The sequence below is a fragment of the Rhodococcus sp. IEGM 1305 genome (assembly GCF_030058635.1).
In the GTDB taxonomy this organism is placed as follows: Bacteria; Actinomycetota; Actinomycetes; order Mycobacteriales; family Mycobacteriaceae; genus Rhodococcus_F; species Rhodococcus_F opacus_D.
In genome coordinates this window covers 1-14,759 of the sequence record NZ_JASHKX010000031.1, presented here as the reverse complement: position 1 = coordinate 14,759, position 14,759 = coordinate 1, and the positions used below count along the sequence as shown (strand labels likewise).

General features: G+C 68.1%; 15 protein-coding genes. 8 read left to right on the top strand and 7 right to left on the bottom strand.

Features of this window, described 5'->3' with window-relative positions; translation table 11 throughout:
• Nucleotides 1–247 precede the first annotated feature (247 nt).
• Together QM693_RS28990 and QM693_RS28985 are read left to right on the top strand one after the other, a co-directional pair.
• Complete coding sequence (locus tag QM693_RS28990; protein ID WP_283354039.1) at nucleotides 248–1,111, top strand: hypothetical protein; 864 nt, start codon at nucleotides 248–250, stop codon at nucleotides 1,109–1,111.
• 204 nt (nucleotides 1,112–1,315) lie between these two features.
• A complete protein-coding gene (locus QM693_RS28985) occupies nucleotides 1,316–2,410 on the top strand; it encodes an N-acetylmuramoyl-L-alanine amidase (RefSeq protein WP_283354038.1) in 1,095 nt (364 codons plus the stop codon).
• On the opposite strand, the gene QM693_RS28980 is transcribed toward QM693_RS28985, so the two are convergent.
• Together QM693_RS28980 and QM693_RS28975 are read right to left on the bottom strand one after the other, a co-directional pair.
• Entirely contained in the window at nucleotides 2,411–3,376 is a 966-nt protein-coding gene (locus tag QM693_RS28980) for an alpha/beta hydrolase (protein WP_283354037.1), read from the bottom strand. It abuts the gene before it with no gap.
• Between the two features lie 17 nt (nucleotides 3,377–3,393).
• A complete protein-coding gene (locus tag QM693_RS28975; protein ID WP_283354036.1) occupies nucleotides 3,394–3,966 on the bottom strand; it encodes a DUF4126 domain-containing protein in 573 nt (190 codons plus the stop codon).
• A 164-nt stretch (nucleotides 3,967–4,130) separates the two neighbouring features.
• On the opposite strand from QM693_RS28975, the gene QM693_RS28970 reads away from it, so the two are divergent.
• The gene (locus tag QM693_RS28970; RefSeq protein WP_280784108.1) at nucleotides 4,131–4,442 is read left to right on the top strand and encodes a hypothetical protein; all 312 of its coding nucleotides are present in this window, start codon (nucleotides 4,131–4,133) and stop codon (nucleotides 4,440–4,442) included.
• A gap of 8 nt (nucleotides 4,443–4,450) precedes the next feature.
• On the opposite strand, the gene QM693_RS28965 is transcribed toward QM693_RS28970, so the two are convergent.
• The gene (locus QM693_RS28965) at nucleotides 4,451–5,095 is read right to left on the bottom strand and encodes a winged helix-turn-helix transcriptional regulator (protein WP_280784107.1); all 645 of its coding nucleotides are present in this window, start codon (nucleotides 5,093–5,095) and stop codon (nucleotides 4,451–4,453) included.
• 136 nt (nucleotides 5,096–5,231) lie between these two features.
• On the opposite strand from QM693_RS28965, the gene QM693_RS28960 reads away from it, so the two are divergent.
• The 4 genes from QM693_RS28960 (at nucleotide 5,232) to QM693_RS28945 (ending at nucleotide 9,480) form a co-directional block, all read left to right on the top strand.
• Nucleotides 5,232–5,645 carry a VOC family protein gene (locus QM693_RS28960; protein ID WP_283354035.1) on the top strand — a complete coding sequence of 138 codons (414 nt, stop codon included), beginning with the start codon at nucleotides 5,232–5,234 and terminating at the stop codon, nucleotides 5,643–5,645.
• Nucleotides 5,642–6,058: a DoxX family protein gene (locus QM693_RS28955; protein WP_280784105.1), complete on the top strand. Its 417-nt coding sequence runs from the start codon at nucleotides 5,642–5,644 to the stop codon at nucleotides 6,056–6,058. Before QM693_RS28960 ends, QM693_RS28955 begins: the two co-directional genes overlap by 4 nt.
• Nucleotides 6,059–6,121: 63 nt before the next feature.
• Nucleotides 6,122–7,507 carry an ATP-binding protein gene (locus QM693_RS28950; RefSeq protein WP_005238585.1) on the top strand — a complete coding sequence of 462 codons (1,386 nt, stop codon included), beginning with the start codon at nucleotides 6,122–6,124 and terminating at the stop codon, nucleotides 7,505–7,507.
• Nucleotides 7,507–9,480: a vWA domain-containing protein gene (locus QM693_RS28945; RefSeq protein WP_283354034.1), complete on the top strand. Its 1,974-nt coding sequence runs from the start codon at nucleotides 7,507–7,509 to the stop codon at nucleotides 9,478–9,480. Before QM693_RS28950 ends, QM693_RS28945 begins: the two co-directional genes overlap by 1 nt.
• Before the next feature lie 50 nt (nucleotides 9,481–9,530).
• Here the strand turns inward: QM693_RS28945 and QM693_RS28940 are convergent, their stop codons facing one another.
• On the bottom strand, nucleotides 9,531–10,553 hold the full coding sequence (locus QM693_RS28940; protein WP_283354033.1) for an agmatine deiminase family protein: 1,023 nt from the start codon (nucleotides 10,551–10,553) through the stop codon (nucleotides 9,531–9,533).
• The gene (locus QM693_RS28935) at nucleotides 10,553–11,533 is read right to left on the bottom strand and encodes a nitrilase-related carbon-nitrogen hydrolase (RefSeq protein ID WP_283354032.1); all 981 of its coding nucleotides are present in this window, start codon (nucleotides 11,531–11,533) and stop codon (nucleotides 10,553–10,555) included. The genes QM693_RS28940 and QM693_RS28935 overlap by 1 nt, the downstream gene beginning before the upstream one ends.
• Nucleotides 11,534–11,695: 162 nt before the next feature.
• Between QM693_RS28935 and QM693_RS28930 the strand changes: the two genes are divergently transcribed.
• Nucleotides 11,696–12,307, top strand: coding sequence for a TetR/AcrR family transcriptional regulator (locus QM693_RS28930; protein ID WP_283331535.1), 612 nt, complete (start codon nucleotides 11,696–11,698; stop codon nucleotides 12,305–12,307).
• Here QM693_RS28930 and QM693_RS28925 read toward each other — a convergent pair.
• Nucleotides 12,267–13,847 carry an APC family permease gene (locus tag QM693_RS28925; RefSeq protein WP_283354031.1) on the bottom strand — a complete coding sequence of 527 codons (1,581 nt, stop codon included), beginning with the start codon at nucleotides 13,845–13,847 and terminating at the stop codon, nucleotides 12,267–12,269. The two genes, QM693_RS28930 and QM693_RS28925, sit on opposite strands and share 41 nt — an antisense overlap.
• A gap of 55 nt (nucleotides 13,848–13,902) precedes the next feature.
• Nucleotides 13,903–14,759 (bottom strand): universal stress protein (locus QM693_RS28920; protein WP_283354030.1); only part of this gene is annotated, 857 nt, incomplete at its 5' end.

The following is a 14,759-nucleotide window of genomic DNA, read 5'->3' as shown; positions in this document are numbered from 1 at the left end:
GCGAAGAGCGCGTGAAGCTGCATCATGGCCGTACCTTTCTGCGTGTCGTTGCTGGTTGGTAGATGACCGTACATCACCGGTTGAGGGTTTGCACTTCCATTATCCAGCGGCTGCGCAGAAATGCAGGGTTGTACTCGATGTTTACCCACAGTTCTGCGCAGTGACGCTTCTGTGGATGGCGACGTGCGTTATCCACAGACCCGGAATTCGCGACGTATGTCGAGTGCCGGACTGTCAGGGTTCGACGATGGGGGAATTCCAGCAACCGTTCCGAGGATCCGAAGCGCTGCGGGACGGGCAGCTCACGCGGCACGGTTTACGTACCTACCGGCGCCTGCACCGGGACGTGTACGTGCACAGAAGTGCCGAACTGACAGCGCTCTCACGTGCACGTGCCGCCTGGTTGTGGGCCGACGGCGAAGCGGTACTCGCGGGCTTCTCCGCGGCCGCCGTACACGGAACCCGGTGGATCGGCGTAGGCGAGTCGGCGACGCTCATCCGGCGAGGCAGCCGCCGATCCGTCGACGGCATCGAGGTGCGCGCGGATGCCCTCCTGCCGGACGAAGTGTGTCGCGTGGGCGAGATGCTCGTCACCACTCCGGCGCGGACAGCCTTCGACCTGGGCCGGTGGTTGCCCGTTGATCGCGCCGTCGAGGTCCTCGACTCCCTCTGCCACGACACCGGACTGCGCCCGGCGGAGATTTCCTCGGTGGCCGGACGGCATCGGGGCGAACGTGGACTCGCGTCGCTGCGTGACGTCGTGTCGCTCGTGGATCCCGGTGCCGAATCCCCACCGGAGACACGCACTCGCCTCGTCCTGATCCGTGGAGGGCTGCCCGCACCGGAGACACAGATACCGATCGAGGATCGCCGCGGCCGCGTCTTCGCCCGTGCGGACCTGGGCTGGAGGAGGTGGAAGGTGCTCGTCGAGTACGACGGCGAACATCACTGGTCGGACGAACGTCAGCGCACGTGGGACATCGAGCGGATGGAACGGCTCGCCGAGCTCGGGTGGGTGGTGCGGGTGAACGCGGAGCAGTTGCGTCGGCGGCCGCAGGTGATCGTCGCGCGAGTGCGGGACCGATTGCGGCAGGCGGGTGCTCCGGTGTGAGTGCGCAGAACCGCAGGCCTCCTCTCGGCGTTTGCCGGCGGAACTGCGTATTCGGCCCCACACTTTGGTTACAGGTTGCTTTCGATACGGCCTCGAGCTGCCCGCGCGCACGGTGCAGCTGATTCACTCGGGGCTGATGTGACTCGAGTGGCACCTGTGGAAGGAGAGTGGCGCCCGGACTGCGACGGTGCGCCCATCCCCGTTATGAACCGATTTGCGATCAAGGCCGGCCTCGGCGCCTGCGTCCTGGGTGCGTCCGTGCTCATCCCTGCCCAGGTTTCGGCGGAACCCGCGGCGACGGCGACCGGCACCGAACTGTCCGGGATGACGGTGTTCCTCGACCCGGGACATCAGGGTTCCAGCGAGGGCCACGACCTCGCGCAGCAGGTGAACGACGGCCGGGGCAACACCAAGGACTGCCAGACGAGCGGCATGACGTCGCTCGGCGGGGTGCCCGAGCACACCATCAACTGGAACGTCTCCCAGCTGGTGAAGAGCAGCCTCGAGAGTCTCGGCGCGAAGGTCGTCCTGAGTCGCCAGGACGACACCGGCTGGGGCGGATGCGTCGACGAAAGAGCGCGTGCGGCAAGCGAATCGAATGCCGATCTCGCGGTGAGCATTCACGCGGACTCGACGGCGCAGGGCGAGGACGCGAGCAAGCACGGGTTCCACATGATCATCCCGTCGCTGCCCATCCCCGACGAGAAGGCGGACGCGGCGCAGTCCGGCGGCGGGCTCGAGGCGTCGACGATGATGCGCGACGCCTACAAATCCGACGGATTCGTTCCCGCCAACTACGCCGGCGTGAACGACGGCCTTCAGACCCGCGCCGATGTGGCCGGGCCCGCGCTGACTCAGGTTCCGCTGGTGTTCGTCGAGATGGGCAACGGTTCCAACAAGGAAGACTCCGCCCAGCTGGAGAGCACCGACGGCCAGTTGAAGCACGCGATCACCATCACGACGGGCGTCGTCACCTACCTGCTGACGGGGTCGGAGGCGGCGCCGGCCGAGGAGCTGGCAGCAGCGCCGGCGGCCACCACGACGACGCCCGAGGCGAGCGAGGACAGCGCGTCGTCGACCACCACCACGACCCCGAAGGCGACCACCCCGAAGGCGGCACCGAAGTCGACGGCACCCGATTCGGCGCAGTTCTCCGAGTTGATGGAGATGCTGGCGCCGCTGCTCGAGGTCGAGGGCCTCGACGGGCTCGAGGATCTCGTCAACGACAAGAACCTGGGGCTCGTGTCCGATCTGGCGAGCACACTGATGGCCGTGATCACCGGAGCCGGCGGGAACTGATTACAGAGCGGCGATCCAGCTGCTGAACGGTTCGGTGAACTCCGCCGAGTAGGGGAGCGGTTCCACGTAATCCGGTCCGGTGGACGGACGGTCGCCGACGTCCTTGAGGACGTGATTGGCGTTCGTCATCCGCACCGGTGTCAGCGCGGTGTGCGCGAGGGCGTCGTTCAGGCCGTCGACGTCCGCGAGCTGTACCTGGATGTCCTTGGCGGAGCAACTGGTGAGGACGGGGAACCCGGCGGGCAGCCGGCCGGCCAGTGCGCGCGGGTCGAGAGCGTCCTCCTCCGCGAGGGCCTTCGCGTTGGCATGGACCAGCCCGGCGTTCTGCAACGGTTCCGGAAGGTCGTCGGGGATCGTGCCCGACGTGCGCAGGGATTCAACGGTGTCCGCGAGCGCGAGCCGGAGTTCGTCGGCCAGCTCCACCGGCAGCTGGCCGGTGCCGACGACGGCGTCGAGCTGGCCGTGGATCTGCGTGGTGAGCAGGTCGAGGAGCCGGACGCTCAGCGGTTCGAGCAGTCCGACGGCGCGCACCCGCGACTCGTCTTCCGCGGTCGCGAGCGCGAGGGCGACGAGTCCGCCGTCGCTGTGACCGATGACGATCAGCTTCGACGGGTCGACCCCGGGTTGGGCGGCCAGGAAGTCGAGGCCCGCGGACGCGGCGTCGACGAAGGTGGTGAATCCGAGACCCCCGACTTCTTCCACCTCGTAGGGGCCGAGGGCGGTCTCGCCGCTGCCGATCTTGTCGTAGCGCAGGCTGGGGATGCCGTGCTGTTCGAGCACATCGGCGAGGTGGCGGAGCGTTCCGATGTCACCGGGGAGCAGGGCGCTGTCGCCGTTGCGGTCGGTGGGGCCGCTGCCGGCGAGCAGCAGCGCGGCGGGCGCCGACCCGTTCGCGTGGTCGGGGGTGCGCAGGCTGCCGTAGTACGTGACGGCACCGCTGTCGAACGTGATCTCGGTGTCAGGCATGGGGACTGTCTACCAGTTCACGTCGCGCGCAGTCGCCGCACCCGCTGCACCCCTCGCCATGCGAACCACAGCAGGAACGCGAGTAGCGGGATGACGAGCAGCGGAAGCAGCAGGGCGATCAGGGATGTGACGAACGAGACCACGTCTTCGATCACCGACACCACGGGATTGGCCAGTCCGCCGGTGGAGGCCGTGCTCACGGCACGGGTCCCGGTCTGCGCGGTGCTGAACGCCAGAGCGGTGGGCGCGCCGATGACGATTCCGGCGATCGCGGCGGTCGACGGGTCCACGTCCGCGAAGGCTGCCCAGGTCGCGATGACACCCGCCACGGGACCGGTGACGTTGCCGATCACGGACAGCACGTTGTCGACGAACGGGATCAGATCGGCGGTCAGTTCCACCACTGTCGCGATCGACAGCGCGACCAGCGCCCCGGTCGAACCGAGCCACCGCATCGACTCGTTCAGGGTGATCCCGAGCACCTCGAAGTGCACCGCGGCGCTGAGCATCAGCAACGGCAGGAACGTGCGCAGTCCCGACGCGGCGGCGAGGCCGAGGCCGAGCAGTCCGGGCAGAACCCAGGCCTCCATGCACGGAGTGTAGAAGCTCGGCGATCACGGCAGGCGGGCATCGCGGCCGAGATCTCAGAGAAGCATCACAGAACTCACACAATCGGCGATTAGCGTCTGCATCACCAGTTGTTCCAACGGATTACGTCCGAGGACAGCCCCCGACTCCAGGAAGGTGCCGCACCATGAACGTCGTACAGCTGACCACCGGTGATGTCGTCGCCGCCATGTTCTCCCTCGACTTCGTCGACGGCGGATTCCGCCCGGAGGCCGTCGAGCGGATTCACCGGGGAGCGATCGACGAGTGGGTGTCCGCGCTCACCGGGTCGGGTCTGTTCTCGAACCGCGCGGTCGCGGACGTGGTCCGGGCCTGGCGCCACGATCCGCGGGTCCTGCTCGATTCCCTTCTGGCGGAGGCAGATCCGGTGACACTCGAGCGCTACCGCTGCGCCTGGTGCGAGTTGGACGCCGCGTCCGCGTACGGTGCCGCCGCGTAGGCGGACCCTCAGGGGATGCTGAAGACGTCGGCGAACGTGGCGAGCAGCGCCGGGTCGCCGGTGACGGACACGCTGCCGAGAGCGATGGCGTCCTCCGGGGTGATCTCGCGCGCCATTAGTGCCTTCACCGCCGGCCCGGTCTCGATCACGAGGTCGGGCCGCTCGGCTGCGCCCTCCACGACCTCGAGTGCGCCGCGGTCGATGCGGGCGGACAGCACGATCGGCCCGAGCCGCAATTCGTAGGTGAGGGTGACGTCCCGTGCGGCGTCGGGGTGGAACGTCGATCGCAGCGCCATCACCATCGAGTCGACGGTCACGGCATCGTCCGGGTCGGGTTCGCCGAGAGTGCGGGCGCCCCACCGGCCCAGCGACTTCACGGCGTCCTCCAGGGCGTTGCCGTAGTCGGTCAGTTCGTAGACCACCGCGTTCGACGGCCGGGGCAGCGCGCGGCGAGCGATCACGTCGGCGTCTTCGAGTTCTTTCAGGCGCGCCGACAGGATGTTGGACGGGATGCCCGGCAAACCCTGCTTGAGATCCGTATATCGCCGGGGTCCGACCAGGAGATCTCGGACGATGAGCAGTGCCCAGCGTTGTCCCACGATGTCCAGGGCATGCGCGAGTCCGCAGTACTGCCCATAAGCCTGCCGTGCCATGGTTTCAACTATAGACCGAAGTTGCCTATTGACATCAATAGGCTTCTTTTTGCAACATTGGTACGTGATCTGCTCCACAAGGTCGCACGGCTCGTCAACCGAAAACACTCGGCTCCACCGACGGAAAGAGAATTCGATGTCGACCACGATCTTCGTGAACCTCCCCGTGAAGGACCTCGGCAAGTCGACGGCCTTCTACGAGGCGCTCGGCTACCGGAAGAACCCCCAGTTCTCGGACGAGAACGCGTCGTCGATCGTCGTCAGCGAGCAGATCCACGTCATGCTGCTGACGGAAAAGTTCTTCTCCACCTTCACCAAGAAGGCCGTCGCGGACGCCACCACGACCACCGAATCCATCATCTGCATCTCCGCGGACAGCCGGGAGGCCGTCGACGCGCTGGTCGACAAGGCGCTCGCGTCGGGCGGATCCTTCTCCAACGATCCGATGGACGAGGGATTCATGTACGGCCGCAGCTTCCAGGACCCGGACGGTCACCTCTGGGAGGTCGTGTGGATGGATGTCGATGCGGCGCAGGGGCAGGAGTCGTGAGCACCGCGACCACACCCGTGACGGCGGAGTCGGGATCCGCGCGCACGGTGGGCTGGGTCCTCAGCGGACTCGTCGGCGCCTTCCTCCTGTTCGACGCGGTCGGCAAGCTCCTGAAGATCGGACCGGTGGAGGACTCGGCCGCCGAACTGGGACTGCCGATGCACATCATCGTGCCGATCGGAGTGGTGCTGCTCCTCTGCACGGTGCTCTATCTGGTGCCACGGACCGCCCCGCTCGGTGCGGTGCTGCTGACCGGCTATCTCGGTGGGGCGGTGCTCACCAACTGGCGCGTCGAGAAGCCGTTGTTCAGCACGGTGCTGTTCGCGGTGTACGTCGGAATCGCGGTCTGGGCGGGTCTGTACCTGCGCGATCGCAAGGTCCGCGAACTGCTCCCGCTGCGCCGCGAGGACTGACCCGGGCGGGTCGGCGCGCGTTAACCGCGTGCCGATTCGCTCGAACCCTCGTAGCGTGGAGTGGTGACGTCATCGGAACACAGACCTTCCACCGTCGGCGAGCTCCGCGAGTCGGGCCACATTCAACGCACCGTCAAGGAAGAGATCCGCGAGAATCTGCTCGCGGCCCTACGCGACGGTCGTGATCCGTGGCCCGGCATCGTCGGTTTCGAGGAGACGGTGGAACCACAGCTCGAACGGGCTCTCATCGCCGGTCACGACGTGGTGTTGCTCGGCGAACGTGGTCAGGGCAAGACCCGCCTCCTCCGCACCCTCAATCTGCTCCTCGACGAATGGACCCCGGTGATCGCCGGTTCCGAACTCGGGGAGCATCCCTATGAGCCCATCACCCCGGCGTCGATCCGTCGGGCGCAGGAACTGGGCGACAGCCTCCCCGTCGCGTGGCGGCACCGCAGCGAGCGGTATTCGGAGAAACTCGCGACCCCCGACACGTCGGTGGCGGACCTCGTCGGCGACGTGGATCCGGTCAAGGTGGCGGAGGGCCGGAGTCTCGGCGACCCGGAAACCATTCACTTCGGGCTGGTTCCCCGCGCGCACCGGGGCATCGTCGCCATCAACGAACTGCCCGACCTCGCCGAACGCATCCAGGTGTCGCTGCTCAACGTCATGGAGGAACGCGACATCCAGGTCCGCGGATACACCCTCCGGCTGCCGCTGGACGTCCTGATGGTGGCCAGCGCGAACCCGGAGGACTACACGAACCGCGGTCGCATCATCACCCCGCTGAAGGACCGGTTCGGTGCCGAGATCCGCACGCACTACCCGACCCGGCTCGACGACGAGGTCGCGGTCATCCTGCAGGAAGCGCATCTCACCGCGGAGGTGCCCGAGTACCTCCTCGAGATCCTGGCCCGGTTCACCCGTCTGCTCCGTGAGTCGACGTCGGTCGATCAGCGGTCGGGTGTGTCCGCCCGCTTCGCGGTGGCAGGCGCCGAAACCGTCAGTGCCGCTGCGGTGCATCGCGGCGCCGTGCTCGGTGAAGCCGACCCGGTCGCGCGGCCGGTCGACCTCGAGACCGTCGTCGACGTCCTGCGGGGCAAGGTGGAATTCGAATCCGGTGAGGAAGGGCGCGAAATCGAGGTCCTCGAGCACCTGCTCCGGCGGGCGACGGCCGACACCGTCCGCACCCGGCTCGGCGGCATCGACCTGGCAGAACTCGTGGACGCGGTCGAACAGGGCGACCCGGTGGTGACCGGTGAACGGATCACGGCGAAGGCGCTGCTGAACGAACTGCCCGAACTCGAGGTCCTCGACGAGCTGGCCGAGCGTCTGGGCGCGGAGTCCGACGGCGAGCGGGCCGCAGCCGCCGAGTTCGCCCTCGAAGGGCTGTACCTGGCGCGGCGGATCTCGAAGAACCCGGACATCAACGGGCAGACGGTGTATTCGTAATGTCCCGCAAGGCGGAGCGCGGACCGCACAACGCGCGGTACGGGCCGTACGAGGGCGGTGATCCGCTGGCGCCGCCGGTGGACCTGCGCGAGGCCCTGGCCGCGATCGGCGACGACGTGTTCGCGGGCACGTCGCCGCGGCAGGCGCTGCGCGAAATGCTCCGGCGCGGCAACCGGGACATGCGCGGCCTGGACGAGCTTGCGGCCGAGGCCAATCGGCGTCGCCGTGAGCTGCTGAAGCGGAACAACCTGAACGGCACACTCGAAGAGGTCCGGGAACTCCTCGACCGCGCGGTGCTCGAGGAACGCAAGACGCTGGCCCGCGCGCTCGACGACGACGCCCGCTTCTCGGAGATGCGCCTCGAGGAACTGTCGCCGTCCACCGCGCAGGCCGTGCAGGAACTCGCCGACTACGACTGGCGCAGTTCGGAAGCCCGCGAGGACTACGAGAAGATCCGGGACCTCCTGGGCCGCGAAATGCTGGACCAGCGGTTCGCCGGCATGAAACAGGCCCTCGAGGGTGCCACGGAAGAGGACCGCGAACGCATCCGCGAGATGCTCGCCGACCTCAACGACCTGCTGGACAAGCACTCCCGTGGCGAGGACACGCAGGAACAGTTCGACGAGTTCATGGACAAGCACGGGGAATACTTCCCCGAGAACCCGCAGAACGTCGAGGAACTACTCGACTCACTGGCGCAGCGGGCGGCGGCGGCGCAGCGCCTGCGGAACTCGCTGTCGCAGGAGCAGCGCGACGAACTGGATGCGCTGGCGCAGCAGGCGTTCGGCGATCCGTCGCTGATCGGACAGCTCGACCGGCTGGACCAGCATCTGCAGGCCGCGCGCCCCGGCGAGGACTGGCAGGGCGCGCAGCGGTTCCGCGGCGACGACGGCATGGGCCTGGGCGAGGGCACCGGGGCGTTGCAGGACATCGCGGAACTCGAGTCGCTCGCCGAGCAACTGTCGCAGCAGTACGCGGGCGCACAACTCGACGACATCGACGCGGACGCTCTGGCCCGGCAACTCGGCGACGAGGCGGCGGCCGATGCCCAGACCCTCGCCGAACTCGAGAAGGCCCTGCGCGATCAGGGCTTCTTCGACCGCGGGGCGGACGGCCAGTGGCGGCTGTCGCCCAAGGCGATGCGGCAACTCGGCCAGACCGCTCTGCGGGACGTGGCGCAGCAACTGTCTTCGCGTGGCGGGCAACGGGAGACGCGCCGCGCCGGGGCGATGGGGGAGCCGACCGGCGCGTCCCGCGAATGGGCGTTCGGCGACACCGAGCCGTGGGACGTCACGCGCACGATCACCAACGCCGTGCTGCGGGCGGCGTCCGATCCGGTCGAGCGCGGTCGCGTCCCCGTCCGGTTGTCCGTGGCGGACGTCGAGGTGATGGAGACCGAACAGCGGTCGCAGGCGGCGGTCGCGCTGCTCGTCGACACGTCGTTCTCGATGGTGATGGAGGGCCGGTGGGTGCCGATGAAACGCACCGCCCTCGCCCTGAACCACTTGGTGAGCACCCGATTCCGCAGCGACGAACTGCAACTCATCTCGTTCGGCAGGCACGCGCAGGTGCTGACGCCCTCGGAACTGGCCGGCCTGGACGGCGCCTGGGACCAGGGCACCAACCTGCACCACGCGCTGCTGCTGGCGGCCCGGCATCTGCGCCGGCACCCCAACGCCCAGCCGGTGGTCCTGATCGTCACCGACGGTGAGCCGACGGCCCACCTCGAGCCGGACGGTTTCGCCTACTTCGACTACCCGCCGAGCGCCCGGACCCTCGGTCTGACGGTCCGGGAACTCGACACCCTCGCCCGGCTCGGTGCCCACGTCACGTTCTTCCGGCTCGGTGAGGATCCCGGCCTCGCGCGGGTGGTGGACCGGATGGCCGAGCGGGTCGGCGGACGCGTCGTGGCGCCCGGGCTGGACGGTCTCGGCGCCGCCGTCGTCAGCGACTACATGCGTCGCAGGCGCTAGCCCGTGAGTACTTGTTAACCGCGGGCGGTTAACAAGTACTCACGGGCGCGTCAGCGCACAGCGGGCTGATGCTGGGTGATGCAGTGGATTCCGCCGCCGCGCGCGAAGAGCGGGCGGGCGTCGACCGTCACGACCGTGCGGCCGGGGTAGGCGGACGACAGGATCGCGACCGCTTCCTCGTCCGCGGGATCGTCGAAGCTGCACGCGATGACGCCGCCGTTGACGACGAAATGGTTGATGTAGCTGTAGTCGACGAAGCCCTCCTCGTCGCGCAGGACTGTCGGCGCGGGGACGGTGATGATCTCCCACGACTCACCGCGGGCGTCGGTGGTCTGCTTCAGCACGTCGATGACGGCCTTGCTGACCTCGAAGTCGGGGTGTTCGGGGTTGCGCTGGTCGTGCACCAGGACGACGCCCGGTGACGGGATGGCGGCGACGATGTCGACGTGCCCGCGCGTGCCGTACGTGTCCTGGTCCCGGGTCAGTCCGCGCGGCAGCCAGATGACCTTCGTGGCACCGATCGTCCGGGCGAGCTCGGCCTCGATGTCGGCTTTCGACAGTTCGGGGTTGCGGCCGGGGTCGAGTTGCACGGTCTCGGTCACCAGCACGGTGCCGAGGCCGTCGACCTGGATGCCGCCGCCCTCGTTGACGATGGGCGAGTCGACGAGTTCCGCCCCGGACCGCTCGACGACCAGTGCGCCGATCTTCGAGTCCTTGTCCCACCGGGCCCAGTCCTGGCCGCCCCAGCCGTTGAAGATCCAGTCGACGCCGCCGAGGCGTCCGTCCTCGGACAGCACGAATGTGGGTCCGATGTCGCGCATCCAGGCGTCGTTCAGCGGCGCCTCGACGATGTCGATGTCGGCGGACAGGTATTCCTCGGCTGCGGACACCTGTCCGGGGTCGACGACGACGGTGACGGGCTCGAACCGGGCCACGGCGTGCGCCACCTCGGCCCACGTGGTGCGGGCCTCGTGGTGTTCCTCGGCGGTGTCGCCCAGGGAGTAGCCCTCACTGGGGTAGGCCATCCAGGTGCGTTCGTGCAGTTCGCCTTCCGCGGGCATGCGCCAGGTCATCAGGCCCTCCCGAACGGGGAGGCGTGATCGACCGGCTCGGTGAGGACGCCGTACGTGTCGGGGCGCCGGGTGGCCAGGAACGGGAACAGGGCCAGCCAGTCTTCGCGCTGCTGGAGGTCGAGGTCGGCGACCAGGACCGCGGAATCGTCGCGCGGGGCCTGCGCGAGTATCCGGCCGTAGGGGTCGGAGATGAACGACGAGCCGTAGAACGTGATGAGGCCTTCGCTGCCGTGGCGGTTGGGCACCACCATGAAGGTGCCGTTCGCGATGCCGTTGCCGACGATCACCTGCTGCCACAGCGGCTGGGTGTCGAACTGCGGGTGGTCGGGCTCCGAGCCGATCGCGGTGGGGTACACCAGGATTTCGGCGCCGCCGAGCGAGTACGCGCGGGCGACCTCGGGGAACCACTCGTCCCAGCACGTCGGCAGTCCGAGCTTTGCCCCGCCGAGTGCCTCGGCGGTGTGGACGGGGTACGGATCGGTTGCGGGACCGCCGCGGAAATAGGTGTCCTCGTAGTAGCCGGCGGTGACGGGGATGTGCAGCTTGCGGGTGCGGGCGAGCAGTTCACCGGAGGGGGCGACGAGGATGGCCGTGTTGAACCCGAGTCCGTCCTCGTATTGCACACCGTCCTCGGTGTCGTTCCGCTCGTACAGCGAGGCGTGGACGAGGACGCCGTGTTCGGCGGCGGCCTTGGCGGCGAACGTGAACGTGGGGCCGGTGAGGAGGTCCTCGGCGGTACGTCCCGGGTTGTCGCCACCCGGCGTCGACGCGGGGTAGCGGCTCAGTGTGAGTTCGGGGAGGAACACCACGCGCGCCCCGAGTTTCGCTGCCGCGGCGATGCCCTCGTCGAGTTCGGCCCGCAGATCCTGATCGTTCTCGTGCCAGCGGTGCTGGACGAGACCGACACGGAGCGGGGTGCGTCCCGTCTCGCTCGTCCGCGACAGGGACTCGGGAGGGGTGAGGGCGGTAATCGTCAACATTGTGTTTCCTCGGATGTTCGGTTCAGCGAGCGCCTAAAACGAATTGGATTCGTTAAGTATGGTGGGTGAATGCTCGGCGATCAAGGGGTGGGGCGTGACGAATTCGATTCCTTCGGTATCCACCCTGGTCGCCGGTGACACACACCGACCAGGAGGGCACCCATGCCACGGCCATCACAGCGACTGCTGTCGCCGGAGATCATCACCGAAGCTGCCATGCGCATGGTGGACCTCACCGGTGACTTCACGATGCCGGGTCTCGCCGAACGGCTGAAGGTGCGGCCCTCCTCGCTGTACAACCACGTGTCCGGGAGGGCGGAGATCATCGAACTGATGCGTGCCCGCATGATGGCGGGCATCGTGGTGGTGGACCCCGACGGCAAGTGGAGCGAGACGGTGGCCGGCCTGGCGCGCGAGTATCGGCGCAATTACGCCGAGCATCCTCGGCTGATTCCTCTGTTCACCGCGCACACAGTGCAGTCCGGTGTGGCGTTCGGGCTGTACAACGCGCTGGCGCAGGCATTCTCGGACGGCGGCTTCACGCCCGAAGAGATTCTGCACGCCATCACGACGGTCGACAGCTTCGTGCTCGGGTCGGCGCTGGACCTCGCCGCACCCGAAGTGGTCTGGGCGACGGCGCCCGAGGCGAACGAGGCCATGCTGGCCGCCCTGGCCACGTCCGGGCCGAACCCCGGACGGGCGGATGCAGCATTCGAGTTCGGGCTGCGGACGCTTATCGCGGGCTTGGTGGCGCAGGCTCCGATCGAGCCGTGAGATCGCCCTCGTCCCGCAACGCGGACGTGTCGCGGTTGAGGGTCTCGCCGCGGAAAAAGGCGGGGCTGCGGAAGCGCATGACCATCATCAGCACGGCGCCGAGCAGGAGGATGCCGAAGCCGAGGAAGAAGACGAGGCCGATTCCGCCGATGGACGCACCGCTCGCGTTCTCCGGGTCCATGCTCTCGTCGATCGAGATGACGAACACGGCGAACAGCATCAGCCCGCCGAGCAGCGGGAACGCGAACCGGAAAACGGCGTTGCGCACGCTCGTGAACAACCGGCCCCGGAAGTACCACACGCAGGCGAACGCGGTGATGCCGTAGTACCAGCAGATCATGATGCCCAGCGCGGCGATCGTGTCGAGCAGCGTGCGCTCGGACAGGAACGTGACGACGGTGTAGAAGACCGCGGTCACGACACCGGCGACGACGGTCGCGTAGGACGGCACCAGGAATCGCGGCGACACCTCGGCGAGCTTCTTGGGGAACGCGCCGTAGGCGCCCATGGCCAGCATCGTGCGCGCGGCGGGCAGGAACGTGGTCTGCAGGCTCGCGACCGAGGAGACGAACACGGCGAGGAACAGCAGCATGCCGCCCCAGTTGCCGAGAACCGGATCGGCGAGGGCGCCGAAGACGTTCTCGGAGTTGTCCGGGTTGCCGAGGCCGAGACCGTCCTCGCCGACGCCGGCGTACATCATCGCGGCGACCGACACGAGCAGGTAGGTCAGCAGGATCGTCGCGACGCACAGCAGGCCGGCGCGACCGGGGGTCTTCTTCGGGTTCTTCGACTCCTCGCCCAGTGTCAGGCAGGTGTCCCAGCCCCAGAACGCGAAGATCGAACCCGTCAGGCCGATCACGAACGCGCCGAGGGCCAGTCCGGTGAACGGGTTGAACCAGCTCAGGTCGAACGAGAGCCCGGCCGGGGCGGACCCGTTGCCGACGTGAACCAGTGCCACCACCGCGAAGGCGATGAGCAGCACCATCTGGAAGCCGACGAGCGCGACCTGCAGGCGCTCGCTGGTGGTGATGCCGCGGCTGGCGATCCAGGTGGCCAGGGCGATGAACACGAGCGTCGTCCCGACGTTCACGAATTTGTTGCCGGGGAGGTCGGCGATGCTCGGGGCGTCGAACAGTTTCGCGATGAACAGATAGAAGAACTGGACCGCGATCGCCGCGAGGTTCGAGAGGACGATGATCGTGGCGATCACCATGCCCCAACCGCACATCCAGCCGACGTACGGACCGAACGCCTTGGTCGACCACGTGAACGACGCACCGCAGTCGGGTGATTCGGAGTTGAGCTCACGGTAGGCGTACGCCGTGAGGAACATGGGAATGAAGCCGGCGATGAAGATGGCGGGCATCTTCAACCCGACCGCCGCGACGATCAGTCCGATGCTGGCCGTCAGCGTGTAACCCGGTGCCACGGAGGAGATCCCGAGGATCGCCCCGGAGAAGGTCCCGACCGCGCCGGTGGCCAGCCCCTTGGCGCTCACGGCGCCGTCGGCCGACGCCGGTGCGCCTTCGCTGTTCGTCATGTCTGAACCTCCGGTCGGGAACGAGCGTGGATCCGGGGCGGGTGTCGCGGACGGTTTACTCACTGTTGGGGAACTCCTGCTTGGGGACGACCACCATGGGCACCGGCAGGACGCGGAGCATCTTGGCCGCGGTGGATCCCAGGAACAGTCGATGAGGTTGGGCGAGCCGGCTGGAGCCGACCATGACGAGGTCGCCGTCCTGCCAGTCGAGTGTGCGGACCGCCGATTCCACGGAGGATCCGTCGGCGATCGTGACGGACACGGGAAAGTCTTCGGGAAGAGCGGATTTCGCCGCTTCGAGGGTACTCTGCGCGTGGGCGACGGCCCGGTCGCGGATGTCGTCGGGGGTGTCCCGGTGATCGCGAAGGTCGTTCTGCGGGTCGAGTGCGACGAGGGAGACGAGGCGGAGCGGGGTCTGCATCCGCTCGCACGTTCGCACCGCCGTCCGCAGCAGCACGTCGGCCCCGGTCCGGGTCCCGAGCGCGCAGGTGACCTCGCGGATCTTCTTCGCGGAGGAGTGCCGCGCCCCGCGGGGCGCGAGGGCCAGCGGAACGTGCGCCGAGTGCAGCAGTTCCGTCGACACGGAGCCGACGGAGTGCCGCCCCAGCAGGCCGTCCCCGGCGGCGCCGACGACGATCGCCTGCGCCCCCAGCCGGGAAACCTCGTCGATGAGACCCTGCGCGAACGATTCGTGGAAGCTCAGGTGGACGTCCACGTCGATGTCGCTCGGCACCGACGACTTCGCCTCGTCCAGCCAGCGCTGGGCACGGGAGGCGAGGATGTCGTCGTAGCCGGTCTCTGCCGGAACTCTCGCCGGGACCGTCCGGTCCGGCGGGAGCACCATGCAGATGTCGAGCTGTGCGCCGAGACTGCGGGCGAGCTGCGCCCCGAGGGCAAGACCGTCCTCCCCGC

Bases quoted from the DNA above. Each gene is read 5' to 3' on its own strand.
- QM693_RS28990 (WP_283354039.1), top strand. From the start codon at position 248: ATGGGGGAATTCCAGCAACCGTTCCGAGGATCCGAAGCGCTGCGGGAC.
- QM693_RS28985 (WP_283354038.1), top strand. From the start codon at position 1,316: ATGAACCGATTTGCGATCAAGGCCGGCCTCGGCGCCTGCGTCCTGGGT.
- QM693_RS28980 (WP_283354037.1), bottom strand. From the start codon at position 3,376: ATGCCTGACACCGAGATCACGTTCGACAGCGGTGCCGTCACGTACTAC.
- QM693_RS28975 (WP_283354036.1), bottom strand. From the start codon at position 3,966: ATGGAGGCCTGGGTTCTGCCCGGACTGCTCGGCCTCGGCCTCGCCGCC.
- QM693_RS28970 (WP_280784108.1), top strand. From the start codon at position 4,131: ATGAACGTCGTACAGCTGACCACCGGTGATGTCGTCGCCGCCATGTTC.
- QM693_RS28965 (WP_280784107.1), bottom strand. From the start codon at position 5,095: ATGGCACGGCAGGCTTATGGGCAGTACTGCGGACTCGCGCATGCCCTG.
- QM693_RS28960 (WP_283354035.1), top strand. From the start codon at position 5,232: ATGTCGACCACGATCTTCGTGAACCTCCCCGTGAAGGACCTCGGCAAG.
- QM693_RS28945 (WP_283354034.1), top strand. From the start codon at position 7,507: ATGTCCCGCAAGGCGGAGCGCGGACCGCACAACGCGCGGTACGGGCCG.
- QM693_RS28940 (WP_283354033.1), bottom strand. From the start codon at position 10,553: ATGACCTGGCGCATGCCCGCGGAAGGCGAACTGCACGAACGCACCTGG.
- QM693_RS28935 (WP_283354032.1), bottom strand. From the start codon at position 11,533: ATGTTGACGATTACCGCCCTCACCCCTCCCGAGTCCCTGTCGCGGACG.
- QM693_RS28930 (WP_283331535.1), top strand. From the start codon at position 11,696: ATGCCACGGCCATCACAGCGACTGCTGTCGCCGGAGATCATCACCGAA.
- QM693_RS28925 (WP_283354031.1), bottom strand. From the start codon at position 13,847: ATGACGAACAGCGAAGGCGCACCGGCGTCGGCCGACGGCGCCGTGAGC.